Origin of the sequence: Paenibacillus sp. FSL H8-0104 (genome assembly GCF_038050215.1) — a bacterium.
Taxonomy (GTDB): Bacteria; Bacillota; Bacilli; order Paenibacillales; family Paenibacillaceae; genus Paenibacillus; species Paenibacillus amylolyticus.
In genome coordinates, this window is the sequence record NZ_JBBOTC010000001.1 from 1,037,277 (window position 1) to 1,050,927 (window position 13,651).

Consider the following 13,651-nt stretch of genomic DNA (forward strand, 5'->3'; position numbering starts at 1 on the left):
GACAGCATCACATCATGTTTCATTAGAGGGAGTGGACAACCATGCAACTGGAACTCAAAGCCTTCTTACTGCTAACGGATGCGGTCATGATTACAGATGAGGAGGGTGTGATTCTGGATGTGAATTCCGTTTATGTAACCAAAACAGGATTCTCACGGGAGAGCACCATAGGTCAGCCTGCCCGATTGTTAATGGATACCCACTGGAGAGGAAATCAGACCTGGTCCGGCGTAGCCAAACTGATGAAGGCTGATCAGGAAGTGTGGGAAGCCCAAGTTACGATTACATCGGTTCATTTGGATGATTCTCTTTTTTATATCAGCATATTTAATGATGAATTTTCATGAAAAAAAACGTTGTTTGGTGATAAGGGGATGTTAGCTGAAAGTAGTAATTATTTTCAAAAAAATGGTCAATATCGTCAATTGAATAAGGGAGCACGGCATACTATGATTTGTGTACTGAGGAACTGCGACCATGAATCTGACAACATTCATTGAATGCATGAAATCCTGAAGTCGTAATGTGGACGGTGACCATTTGCTACGCGATCTTGTATTAAATTTCACGCTAATTTTGATCTTTGTTTTCCTAATTCATCACTATCTGAACCATACAAATGCTACCCGTTCAACATCCATCACGACTCGGATCATTATTGGTATTACGCTGAGCATGTTGGGCACGGCGCTCTATTATTTCTCTATTGTGCTTGAGGATGGTACATTGTTGAATTTCCGGGCCATTGTGTATCTGCTTGCTGCTTATTTTGGTGGGAGTGGCTCTGCTTTCGTTACTTTTGCATTCATGTGGATGTTTCGGATTAATATGGGGCGTAATCCCTTGTTGGAGAACTGGCAGTATGCGTTGACAGAGTTATTATTTGTTGTAGCCATATGTCTGATCTTTAAGTATATCAGGGGATTTATACAGAAGTGGTTGTCCGGAGCATTGCTGTTGATTACTGTGTATGAGTTTTCTGCACTAAAGACCAATTCCCCTTCTCTGCTAATGATGGGGCAGATTCTCTTTTTTCAATGTATCTGCCTGCTCTCCGTTATATTATTCCTGTATTATCTGAACCAAAATCATCGATATAGGAGATTGGTCATTCAGAGGGATCAGGAAATGCTAGAGATGCTTCGTATGCAGCCGGGTTTTACTTTTAAAATCCGAAAACACAACGGAAAATTCGAGTATCTTGTGCTTGAGGGAGAGATGCTCTCCCGACTGGGCTTGGATATGAGTAGTCTGAAGCAAGATTACAAACTGGGCACATTGGATATTTTACCTCAGGAAAAGGTAGAATTTCTGCGAAAGCAGTTTAACCGGGCATGGGAAGGGGAATCTTTTTTTTACGAGATTGAGCATGGAGGTTACTATTCGCTGGTGAACGTTCGCCCTCTGCGAGAAGAGGGTGTGGTGAAATATGTCGTGGGATATGGACTTGATATTACGGAGCACAGAGCGGTTAAACGAAGGATTCAAGAAAGTGAAGAGCGATATCGAACACTTGAGCGAGTGTCGGCAGACTGGTTTGTCGGTTTGGATAACAACAGATGTATTGTGTCAGTGAATCAGAAATTTCTGGATGTTCTCGGTCTCGGCAGGCAGGAAGTGATTGGGCGTCAGCTTGAAGAATTGTTGTTCATTGAGCAGCTGGAGAACTGGTTGTTCGTTTTCCAAAAAGCCTTACATCACAATATAGCACAGGATACGGAACTGAGTTTTATTGTTGGAGAAGGTCATGAGCAGCATGTTAGGGTTCACCTATCCCCTGTTAAAGTATTAAACTCGAGTGAGAAAATTAAGGCAGTCATTCATGACATTTCGGATCACTATAGACGTGTTAAGGCTGACAAAGCAAGCCAGGCAAAGAGTGAGTTTCTCGCATTCATGAGCCACGAGATTCGTACCCCACTGAGCGGTATTATCAACTTTTCGTTGTTGCTTCAACGGACAGATCTATCTCCACAACAAAAGGATTATTTGAGTAAAATCAATGCGTCCTCCCAAACCTTGCTTGCCCTCGTAAATGATATTCTTGATTTTTCGAAAATTGAGGCAGGCAAGCTGATGTTGGAGAAGGTCTCTTTTTCACCAGAGGATGTGATCAAACGTGTGGCAGATCAGATCGGTGTGGCCATCGGGCACAAAGATATCGAAGTGATTTTTACAACCGATCCCGATCTGCCATTAACGGTGATTGGTGATCCGTTCCGACTTGAACAGGTGTTATTGAATCTGCTCAGTAATGCGATTAAATTTACGGAGCATGGATATGTAACGTTGCAGGCAGAGGTTCTTTCATTGGAGGCGGAGCGAGTTCATGTCCGTTTTGAGGTACAGGACACGGGAATCGGAATGTCACCCGAACAATTGGAACGGCTCTTTGTCCCGTTTACTCAAGCGGAACCCTCGACGTATCGAACATATGGTGGCTCTGGTCTTGGGCTGGTCATCTGTTACCTTCTGGTCACCTCTTTGGGAGGAAGCTTGCGGGTGGATAGTGTTTTGGGAGAGTACAGTCTGTTTTCATTCGACTTGATATTTGAACTTGCAGATTCGGAAGAAGAAGAGAGTTTCTCCCTGCAGACACACCCTCTCCTATATGGTGCGAATGATGTGGTTATCATTGAAGATGATGAACGGATGGGCGCAAATCTGAAGCAACTGCTCTATTCATTCGGGATGAATTCGACGCTGTATACTTCCTTGAACCATATGATGGAAAGTGATTGGTATGTCCATCATGTAGATGGGACAAGTTCGATGTTGATCATGTTGGATATGGATGCAGAGGAGACCGTCAACGGATCGTCATGGGATAGTTTCATGAAGCGAATGAATCAAACCAAATTTCAAATGGTGGGTTATACCCATGCTTTTAGTGAAAATGCCCTGTGGAGTGAGGAGAGATCCTTTCGCCCCGATCTCTTGATGATCAAACCGATTACACGTCTGGGATTGTTCGAAGTATTACTTGCACTTCAGGGTGAAGGGCCATTGGAGAAAAACCGGATGATAGAAGGTGATGAATCCTACTTGCTTAAATCCAAAGGGCACATTCTGATCGCTGAAGATCATGAAATCAATCAACTGGCCATTAGGGCCATGCTGGAACATAACGGATTCAAGGTGACGCTGGCAGACAGTGGCACAGAGGTTTTGAAGAAATTGGACGAACAAACATGGGAACTGATTCTGATGGATCTCTATATGCCAGCTATGAACGGAATTGATGCAGCAAGGCACATTCGCAAGATGAGGAAATATGATCGTACACCTATTATTGCGATTACAGCGAATGGTTTAAAAAGGGACCATGAATTATATCTTGAAGCAGGTATGAATGCCATCCTGACTAAGCCCATACATGAACAACAGCTCGCAGACATTTTGGAAATATGGATTGATCTAAAAGGCATAAGGGAGATCAATGGAATTGATGCAGATAAGGCGATCAGACAGATGGACGGCAAGCCGCATATTCTGCAATATGCGCTCACGAAATTCAGAATGGAGTATGGCTCGTTTCAGAAAAAACTGGCGATTCAACATCAGCAACAACAGATTGCTGATGTCATTCGTAGTGTTCATTCTCTTCGAGGCGTAGCTGCGAATCTGCATGCAGTGGACCTGATGTGTGCAGTTCTCCAATTGGAATCGCTCTTGTTCCGTCCGGTGTTCAAAGAAGAGGAACTGCGTTTGGTATTGGAGAAGGTACAACAGGAAATTGATAAAATTACCAAGTCCCTGCCATGGTGATCGGAATGAAGCTGTGTTGTTTTAAGGTGTGAACTTATATCCGACCCCCCAGATGGTTTGAATGTATTGGGGGTTTTTTGGATTGTCCTCAATTTTTTTGCGAAGCTTGGTAATGTGCACATCGATGGTGCGATCATTAATGTACGCATCAATACCACGAATGGCTTCGATCAGGGCATACCGACTGTAGACTTTGCCAGGATTGAGGATAAACAGCTTCATGATCTCAAATTCGGAAAACGTCATCTCCACGCGCTGGTTATTCAACAAAACAGTTCTTCGGGCCAGATCGAGAGATATTCCGGATTCCTGTTCAGTGACAACAGAGCTGTTCAATATAGAGTAACGACGCAATACGGCCTCAATACGTGCCTTCAGCTCCTGCATGCTGAAAGGCTTACATACATAGTCATCAGCCCCGTCTGTTAATGATCGAATACGCTCAGAAACCTCGGTTAAGGAAGAGATGACAATGATGGGGATTGCCGTATGTTGGCGCATGAGAGAACTAGGATTCTTATTACCTGAATCAGGGAGCATCAAGTCAAGAAGCAGGATATCAGGCCGCGCTTGAAGCTGTAGAAGACCATCTCTTGCGTTATCGACACGGATAACATCATACCCTTCACCTTGCAAATACAAGGATAATGTATCGCCTAACATGTTGTCGTCCTCTATGATAAGCACTTTCGTCATGATATTCCTTTCTGAACCCCCTTCTTGTAGAAGGACTAAGATCCATGGATTACTTAATATACCTGATATTTAAAACATGCAACATGAGGATGTCAAGGCTCTAACATGACTCCGAGAAGGTGAGAGACTCCGATTTAATGCTTGCCAAGATGTGGATCAGCTTCACGCTCGATCAGGCGCATCAATTTGCGCTCGGTAGCGCTCTCTGGCGCAGGGGTGTAGACACTGCAACGCAGATCGGAACTACCCTGAACCTGCAACGAAGTCAGATCAAACAACATTTTGCCTGCTTTGGAATGCCTGAACTCGATTAATACGTCCGGGGCACTACTGACGCTGCTTTGTTTCCAAAGGGTATGAAAATCGGGATGTCTGTTCATCATGTCATCCAAAAATAAATTATACCATTCATCATCAACATACTGGCCATAGTAAGCACGAAAAATTGCCAGAAATCCGCTAACAAAATCCTCCCAGTTCACCGCGAGCCTGCGAAACTCCTTTCGATCAAATAACAGACTGATCATATTCCGCTGTTCGGGGGCAATCTGTTCAAAATCAATAAAAACATGCCGGGCTGCATCATTCCAGCCGACAATGTAACAACGCCGATCCGAGATCACGGTAGGACAGTGGTGAAGTTCTTGCAAAATTTTCTGCAAGGAAGGGTGAAGTTGAACCGGTTCTTCTTCCAGTGTGGGTAGCTCCGTATGATGCTCCATGGCGAGCGAAAACAGATATTTTCGTTCATCTGTAGTAAGCCTCAGTGCCGAAGCAATGTTATCCAACACGGAATGGGATACCTGAATATCCCGACCTTGTTCAAGCCAGGTATACCATGTTGTACTCACTCCTGCCAGTTGGGAAACCTCTTCTCTCCTCAGCCCAGGCGTTCTTCTCCGACTTCCAGTGGGTAAACCGACCGATTCGGGGGAAATTTTGGAACGCTGTGTTTTCAGAAAAGTGGACAATGCCTGTAACCTGACATCGTAGTTCAATCCATCACCTTCAATCCTCGTTATCATGGTAGTCATTATACTATTATAATTGACAACTTGTAATAGGATATTCAAAAGTGCACTATTAGTGGCAGAGCGTAAGAGTAAGGTAGACAACAGCGCTGAAGGAGGATGGACATGGAACGAGTCGTGATTACAGGTATGGGAGTTATCTCTCCTCTGGGAAATGATGTAGATACATTCTGGAACGGATTGATTGAGGGTAGATCAGGTGTATCACCTATAGTACATTTTGATACAGCTTCGTACAAAACCAGAATCGCAGGAGTGGTCCGTGATTTTGATGGTGAAGAGCGTTTTGGACGCAAGGAAGCAAGGCGTATGGATCGATTCGTTCAATTTGCTGTTGCTGCTACGGATCAGGCTGTATCACAATCGGGTCTTGTGATGGATGAACTGGACCGTGAACGGGTAGGTGTATATATTGGTTCAGGCATAGGTGGCATCCAGACATTGATGGAACAAGGCAAGATCCTGTCAGAACGGGGACCTGCGAGAGTCAGCCCAACACTGGTACCTATGATGATCTCCAATATGGCGGCAGCTATGGTCAGTATGAGGTTTGGTTGCTGGGGACCGACATTGTCGCCAGTAACAGCTTGTTCCATTGGCAATACAGCCATTGGAGAGGCTTTCCGGTTAATTCGTCATGGCGGAGCCGATGTCATTATTGCTGGAGGAACAGAAGCGGCTGTAACGGAAGTGTCACTGGCAAGCTTCGGTAATGCGACAGCGTTGTCTACACGAAATGAAGCGTTCCAAGCAGCCAGCCGTCCATTTGATGCAGGGAGAGACGGTTTTGTCATGGCGGAGGGTGCTGGAATTCTGGTTGTGGAATCACTGTCTCATGCTCTAGCAAGAGGGGCGAATATTCTTGCCGAAGTGATTGGATATGGTGCCAGTTCAGATGCGTATCATATGGTAGCTACCCACCCGGAAGGACGGGGTGCATATCTGGCGATGAAAGCATCACTGAAAGAAGCTCAGATTGGACCTGAGGACATTGATGTAATTAACGCCCATGCCACCAGTACGGAGGCAGGTGATCTGTCTGAGACGAGAGCCATTAAACAACTTTTCGGGACAGGTGCCTATGATATTCCGGTCACAGCGAATAAGTCCATGACGGGACATATGCTTGGTGCAGCAGGCGGTGCGGAGGCGATCTCACTTATTCAAAGTCTGCGGCATGGCATCATTCCTCCAACCATCAATCAGGAGCAGAGGGACCCCGAATGTGATCTGGATTATGTGCCAAACGAGGCAAGAAAAGCAGAGTTGCGGATTGGGATGTCTAATTCCTTTGGTTTTGGCGGTCATAATGCGGTTATTGTTCTTCAAAAGTATTCATCTTAAGCAAAAAAGCAGCTTTAAGCAGAAAAAACAGCGTAGCCCCATCGGGCTGCGCTGTTCTTTGCTTACTTCGACTTCGGGATCATCCACATACACCGTACCATTGGTTAACGGCCGAGTGGTTGCTCAGGAAGAAAGGGATGTCGATTCCGCCATGCCTTTGTTACCTCGGCTCAACCAGCTCACACGCCAGCGGGATTGCATGAAGAGAACCAGGAACAGGGAAGCTGCTGCAATCAGGCTAAGAATGACAAAACCTGGTGTATAGGATTGATAGCTGCTATACAGTTGACCGAGAATCAGCGGCAGTGCATACCCCCCCAATCCGCCAGCGGCACCCACAATACCTGTCATCAGGCCAATCTCATTGCCGAAACGTTGGGGAACCAGTTGGAACACGGAGCCATTTCCGGCTCCCAGACACATCATACCGAGGAACAACATGACTACTACAACAGGAAGCGGTGGCATGAAGGATACTCCGATTAACATGACACAAGCCCCTGTGTACAGGAATGTTAGCATGCGGGTTCCACCAATTTTGTCCGCCAGATAACCCCCTACAGGCCGGAAGAAACTGCCTGCGATTACACAGAAGGTGGTAATGTCAGCGGCACGAACTGGAGAGAGCCCATACTGGGTGTTGAAGAAGATGGTGAGATAGTTACATAATCCAACGAAGCCACCAAAGGTCACACAATAGAAGGCACAGAATACCCAAGCATCTTTTTGTTTAAGCAGACTTCCATATTGGGACAATTTCTTGGGTTCAGGCCGGTTAGGGCTATTCTTGGCAAAGATTGAAAAGAGGATGAATACAATAACGATCGGTATAATAGCAAGTCCGAACACAACTTCCCAGCTGCCAAAATGCGTAGCCAAGCGATTAGCAAACAACGTCGCGAGTACGGTTCCGCTGTTACCCGCCCCGGCAATACCCATGGCCAGACCCTGATGCTCCTTGCCATACCATTGGCCTGCCAGAGGTAGCGCAGCAGCAAAGGAGGCGCCTGCGACACCAAGCAAGAGTGCCACCACGTACAGTTGGCTTAAGGAGTCAACCCATAACCAGCCGAGTAATAAAGGAACTAAGGTGACGAGCATCCCGATCTGTGCGGTCAGTTTCGGACCAATATAATCAGACATGAAGCCAAGCACAAGGCGCAGGATGGAGCCGCCGAGAATAGGCAATGCGACCAGATTGGCCTTTTCCAGCGGAGTCATCGGATAATCCAACGCTATGACAACTGCGAGTGGACCAAGCATCCCCCATATCATAAAACTGATGTCAAAATACATAAACGCCCCGAAGAGGGTGGGCTTATGCCCGCTTTTCCAAAAACTTTTGCTCTCCATCATCCATCATCGCTCCTCATCCAATTGAGATCTTCGTGATTTGTCTATGTGCTTGTTAAGGCAGAAAAAGGCCGCAATTCGTCCAGATCTGAACGATTTGCGGCCCCGTTGCCGACAGGCGGTACACGTCATTGTGTTCCCGCATCTGAGTTGATCACAGCACTGTGATTTTGATTCAAATTATAATCAAGAGAAAATGTGTATGTCAATAAAAATTACATGATATTTTTAATAATTCATTTTTTAATCGTTATTCGCACTTTTAATGTTAATTTAGTTGACATTAGATTGAGATTCCCTTAATCTGAATCTAATATGAATCCACACAAAGGCGTGTGGATTCCGGAGGCAACGGTGCCCTTTTCCGAATCATGGAGAAGGGATTTTTCTGTTTATTTTCAGGTGAGAGAGAGATAGGGGGGCAGCCCATGAGTAGAAGCAAACTGGTGATTATCGGGAATGGCATGGCTGGAGTGAAGTGTGTCGAAGAGATTATCGCACTGGAGCCTGATACGTATGAGATTGTAATCTACGGCAATGAACCCCGTCCCAACTACAATCGGATCATGTTATCAAAAGTATTGCAGGGTGAGCATTCGTTACAGGATATCATTATCAATGATTGGACTTGGTATGCCGAGCATCATATACGGCTATGTACAGGTGAAACGGTACACCGCATTGATACCCGTGGAAAATATATAGAGACGGAATCCGGACTAAAAGAAACCTATGATGTCCTGATTCTGGCGACAGGGTCTTCACCTTTTATCCCACCGATTCCGGGAATTGATAAAGAGCGGGTCATGTCCTTCCGAACGATTGACGATTGTACGCGCATGTCTGATTATTCCAAAACCTATCGCAAGGCCGCCGTCATTGGTGGCGGATTGCTTGGGCTAGAGGCTGCGCGCGGGTTACTGCATCTGGGCATGGAAGCTGTGGTGGTCCATAACGCACCTTACATTATGAATCGGCAGTTGGATCAGAAGGCTGCCACGATGCTTCAGGAGGAACTTGAAGGGCAGGGTATGTCCTTTCTTTTGGCCAGAAATACGCAAAAAATCACCGGACGATCGCAGGCGCAGGGGCTGCTCTTCACAGATGGTTCCAAGCTTGAAGCTCAGGTTGTCATTGTCGCTGTAGGAATTCGGCCAAATGTGGACCTGGCCAGACGAAGTGGAATCGCCACCAATCGGGCAATTATGGTAGATGACTATATGCGCACCAGTGTACCGGGTATTTACGCAGTTGGGGAATGTGCTGAACATCGGGGAATTAGTTATGGTCTGGTGGCCCCCTTATACGAACAGGGGAAGGTGCTCGCACGTACACTCTGTGGACAGGAAACGCCTGAATACAAAGGATCAATTCCATACTCACAGCTGAAGGTATCGGGGGTTGATGTTTTCTCGGCAGGCGAGATCAGTGGGGAAGGCATGCAGACCGCAATTCAACATCTGGATGGCATTCAAGGCACATATAAAAAAGTACTGATGCAGGCTGGCAAAGTGCGCGGAGCCATTTTATTTGGAGATACAACCGAAGGAACGGCATTGCTTGGACTTGTGCAACGAGGCGCAGATGTGGCGGAATTGGCTCCGCGTGAAGGGGCTCCGGACCCGGCTGAGATTGCTGCTGCGGCATTACCGGCTCAGGAGACCGTATGTGCCTGCAACAATGTGACCAAGGCTGCCATTATGAAAGCTATTCAGGAACAGGGTCTCGAGACGGCAGATCAGGTGAAGGAGCAGACCAAGGCGTCAGGTTCATGCGGTGGCTGTCGCCCGATGGTGGCTGCTCTGTTGAAACATACGCATAACCTGAAAAATAACGGGGGTACTGGCGTGGTAGCCACACCAGATAAACCTGCTCCAATGCCTGTTTGCAGTTGTACGGATCTTGGGCATGCAGAGTTAAAGGGAATACTGGCTGACATCAATGTTCTGGAGACAGGGCTACCAGACATATCTTTGATCTTGCAGAAGCTGGGTTGGGGTTCGGAACATGGCTGCGCGGTATGTCGCCCCGTAATTCATTATTACTTACAGGTATCCGGTGGAACGATGGTTGTTCGAGAGATCGAAGGTCACTCAGAGGTTCAGGTGCGCTGGGATGATCAGATCCCGCTTTCATCCTATGCAAGAGATGCCAGGGGGCTGGCTGCACAGCTTCGTGCGAGTTGGATCGGCGCTGCAATGCCGTCGCCGGTGAATATGGGAGTTGCACCAGGGCCGGGATCATTGGTGAGCGCACTGGTGCAGGATATTGGCTTGCTGGCTTCACCAGCTGGATGGGAGATCTACGCAGGCGGTCATGCAGAGCATCCGGTCAAACAAGGTGGCTTGATTGGGGTGGCTGAAACAGAGGTGCAAGCGGCCACACTCGCATCAGCCTGTCTTCAATGGTATCGCCAAACCGCTTGGTATGATGAGCCGTTATGGGCATGGACGGAACGATTGGGATTCATGTCGATTCGGGAAACGATGCTGGATGACCAGTTACAGAAGGAACTTGCAGCTACACTTCAAGCTGATATATAGATGAAAGGCGGGGATGGAAAGATGGGATTATCCGTGAGTTCAGAACCAACAGCCTCCAAGCTGTATGTAAAGGAAACCCAGTGTCCGTATTGCAGTGTGCAGTGCAAGATGACTGTTGAAGAACTGGCTGCACCTGTTCCAGGCCAGCGTCGTGGTGAGTATACGGTTCAGGGTGTCCCGAATGAAGCCTCTCAGGGCAGGTTGTGTGTGAAGGGTATGAATGCACATCAACATGCGCTCAGTGGTCAACGATTAATGCATCCGCTCATTCGTCGTAATGGCGAGCTTGAACCCTGTTCCTGGAAGGAGGCCATTCAGACCATCGCAGAGCGGTTTCAGGACTTGAGGGATTTATACGGAGCAGATACGGTCGGAGTATACGGAGGCGGATCTCTGACCAATGAAACAGCCTATCTGCTCGGTAAGTTCGCCAGAGTTGCATTGGGGACAAAATATATCGACTATAATGGACGGTTCTGTATGTCAGCTGCGGCTTCAGCTGGAAGTAAAGTGTTCGGGATGGATCGTGGGTTGACGTTCCGACTGTCTGATATTCCCAAGGCGGGCTGTATTGTACTCGCAGGCACCAATATTGCAGAATGCCAACCTACCCTGTTGCCCTACTTCAATCAGGCCAAGGAGAACGGGGCGTTCATTATCGTTATTGATCCACGCAAGACGGCAACCGCTGCCATTGCCGACCTTCATTTACAGGTGAAGCCTGGCATGGATGCTCTGCTGGCGGACAGCATGTTGAAGGTGATTATGGATGCCGGATTGGTGAAGCCTCATTTTATAGACAAACGAACGCATGGTTACGATCAATTGATACAAGGGTTGGCTGATCTGCAACTCGAACAGGCGGCACAAGCGTGCGGGGTTGATCTGGCGCTGATTCGTCAGGCGGCGATGGCATACGGTGAGGCAGAGACAGGCATGATCATGACAGCACGTGGTGTGGAGCAGCAGACGGATGGACATATGGCAGTGAGACACTTTTTGAACCTGGTGCTGGCAACTGGCAAAATTGGTAGAGAAGGCTGCGGATATGGTGCCATCACAGGTCAAGGCAATGGGCAGGGCGGACGGGAGCATGGTCAGAAGGCTGACCAGTTACCGGGTTATCGATCCATTGAAAATGAAGCCGATCGTGCCTATGTGGCATCCGTCTGGGGTGTGGACCCTGCAAGTTTGCCAGGCAAAGGGGTATCCGCCTACGAGATGATGGAGAAGGCCCATGATCAGGAGATTCGGGCGTTGCTTGTAATGGGCTCCAACCCGGTCGTATCCAACCCCAATGTGCGTTTGGTGGAAGAAGGTCTGCGCAAGCTGGACTTTCTGATCGTGGCAGACATGTTTCTGTCCGAGACAGCGCGAATGGCTGATCTGGTTCTGCCGGTTACATCTTATATGGAGAATGAAGGTACATTGACCAATCTGGAGGGGCGTGTTCTGCTCCGTGAACAGGGGCGGCCTGCGCCGGGAGAAACGCTTGATGATTGGGATATATTATGCCGGATTGCCGCGCAATTGGGTAGAGCTTCTTATTTTGAATATGACACTGCTGAGGATATCTTTAATGAGCTTCGGGTGGCGAGTCGTGGCGGAGTGGCTGATTACTATGGCATTACCTATGAGCGTTTGCGTAACGAGAAAGGGGTATACTGGCCGTGTTCTGCCCTGGAGGATCAGGGAGAAGGGCTGCTGTTCGGTGAACGATTCGCTCACCCGGACGGCAAAGCGGCATTCACATTTGAATCCAGCCCAGGCTGGAATGATATATCTTCCCAGTTCCCCTTAATTCTCACCAATGGGCGTGTGCTACCTCATTATCTTACAGGGGTGCAGACACATCGAAGTCCGGCACTGGCAGCTCGTGAATTGGAGAACTTTGTTGAACTTCACCCGGCTACCGCTGCCCGTTATCGTATTCACGATGGAGAGTGGGTAGAGATTCAATCGACGTACGGAAGCTTCACGGTTCGTTCGCGCATCAAGGATTCCATTCGGGAGGATACCTTGTTCGTGCCGATGCATTGGGGCGGCATTCAGAATGTGAATCGGGCCACCAGACCAGAGCTAGATCCGTTCTGTCGGATGCCTGGCTTCAAGACAGCAGCTGTAACCATTCGACCGTTGCGTCTGGCGAGATGACTCATAAAATTACAGGTTACCGGCGACATAAACTGTTCTAATGGTAGCTTAGCGGCTGCGCAGTCCATATTTATATGACACTGTGCGGCTTTTTTTGCGTATATGTACGCAAGTAGGCCCTAGTTCCGTGGTTCCACGTAAACATGAGGATTGGCTCATGAATATGGATTGAATTTTAGTTATGATGTTCATTAGGGGTACATATGTACGTATTTTATATTTTATTTAGAGACTGATAATCATTTCGAGTTTAGGTTATTCCGCATCGTGGTATAGATATCGGGGCTTATGGAAGCTTCTTCAAATAGAGCAGGATAAGGGAGGGAATGCAGTGAACGTATGGATAACGGTAAAAAGTCTGGGAAAGCGCAAGCCGGTACTTGCCAAGCAAGCTGCCGAACTTCCGGAAACAACTCATACGTTAAGGCAGCTTATTGAGAACATGGTGGCTGTACAAGTAAAAGCGCTTCAGGAAAAGAAACAACAGGCAGAATTGTTCGCCTACCTGATGCCGGATGATATTGACGCGCAAGGAGCGGTGGGGAAAGTCGGGTTTGGCGCAGTATACAATGAGGGTGTTCCTGATCTGGAAGTTGCGATGGAGACAGCTATAACCGCATATGAGGATGGGGTGTACAAAGTGTTTCTCAACGATGAAGAATTGCAGGAACTGGATGAGTCACTTGTTGTAAAAGACGGAGATAACGTGGTGTTTATTCGTTTTACAATGCTAGCCGGACGTCTGTGGTAGAGAACGATGAA

9 protein-coding genes are annotated in these 13,651 nt (G+C 47.5%); 6 read left to right on the plus strand and 3 right to left on the minus strand.

The annotated features are described in order from the left end of the window. Positions 1 to 41 precede the first annotated feature (41 nt). Entirely contained in the window at positions 42 to 347 is a 306-nt protein-coding gene (locus NST38_RS04705) for a PAS domain-containing protein (protein ID WP_036672654.1), read from the plus strand. A gap of 229 nt (positions 348 to 576) precedes the next feature. Further along, positions 577 to 3,768 carry a hybrid sensor histidine kinase/response regulator gene (locus NST38_RS04710; RefSeq protein WP_341343821.1) on the plus strand — a complete coding sequence of 1,064 codons (3,192 nt, stop codon included), beginning with the start codon at positions 577 to 579 and terminating at the stop codon, positions 3,766 to 3,768. 21 nt (positions 3,769 to 3,789) lie between these two features. On the opposite strand, the gene NST38_RS04715 is transcribed toward NST38_RS04710, so the two are convergent. Next, the gene (locus tag NST38_RS04715) at positions 3,790 to 4,464 is read right to left on the minus strand and encodes a response regulator transcription factor (protein ID WP_076253483.1); all 675 of its coding nucleotides are present in this window, start codon (positions 4,462 to 4,464) and stop codon (positions 3,790 to 3,792) included. A gap of 134 nt (positions 4,465 to 4,598) precedes the next feature. After that, positions 4,599 to 5,462: a helix-turn-helix transcriptional regulator gene (locus tag NST38_RS04720; protein WP_036672651.1), complete on the minus strand. Its 864-nt coding sequence runs from the start codon at positions 5,460 to 5,462 to the stop codon at positions 4,599 to 4,601. Positions 5,463 to 5,600: 138 nt separating this feature from the next. Here NST38_RS04720 and fabF point away from each other — a divergent pair, with 138 nt between their 5' ends. Further along, positions 5,601 to 6,839: a beta-ketoacyl-ACP synthase II gene (gene fabF / locus NST38_RS04725; RefSeq protein WP_076253482.1), complete on the plus strand. Its 1,239-nt coding sequence runs from the start codon at positions 5,601 to 5,603 to the stop codon at positions 6,837 to 6,839. Positions 6,840 to 6,962: 123 nt separating this feature from the next. Here fabF and NST38_RS04730 read toward each other — a convergent pair whose 3' ends face one another. After that, positions 6,963 to 8,192 (minus strand): nitrate/nitrite transporter, encoded by a 1,230-nt coding sequence (locus NST38_RS04730; RefSeq protein WP_076253512.1) that lies wholly within the window; start codon positions 8,190 to 8,192, stop codon positions 6,963 to 6,965. Between the two features lie 428 nt (positions 8,193 to 8,620). Here NST38_RS04730 and nirB point away from each other — a divergent pair, with 428 nt between their 5' ends. The 3 genes from nirB to NST38_RS04745 all read left to right on the plus strand — a co-directional run bounded on the left by nirB (position 8,621) and on the right by NST38_RS04745 (position 13,640). Beyond that, positions 8,621 to 10,735: a nitrite reductase large subunit NirB gene (nirB, locus tag NST38_RS04735; protein WP_076253481.1), complete on the plus strand. Its 2,115-nt coding sequence runs from the start codon at positions 8,621 to 8,623 to the stop codon at positions 10,733 to 10,735. A 21-nt stretch (positions 10,736 to 10,756) separates the two neighbouring features. Next, complete coding sequence (gene nasC, locus NST38_RS04740) at positions 10,757 to 12,889, plus strand: assimilatory nitrate reductase catalytic subunit NasC (RefSeq protein WP_076253511.1); 2,133 nt, start codon at positions 10,757 to 10,759, stop codon at positions 12,887 to 12,889. A gap of 331 nt (positions 12,890 to 13,220) precedes the next feature. Next, a complete protein-coding gene (locus tag NST38_RS04745) occupies positions 13,221 to 13,640 on the plus strand; it encodes a hypothetical protein (RefSeq protein WP_076253480.1) in 420 nt (139 codons plus the stop codon). The last annotated feature ends 11 nt before the right edge of the window (positions 13,641 to 13,651 follow it).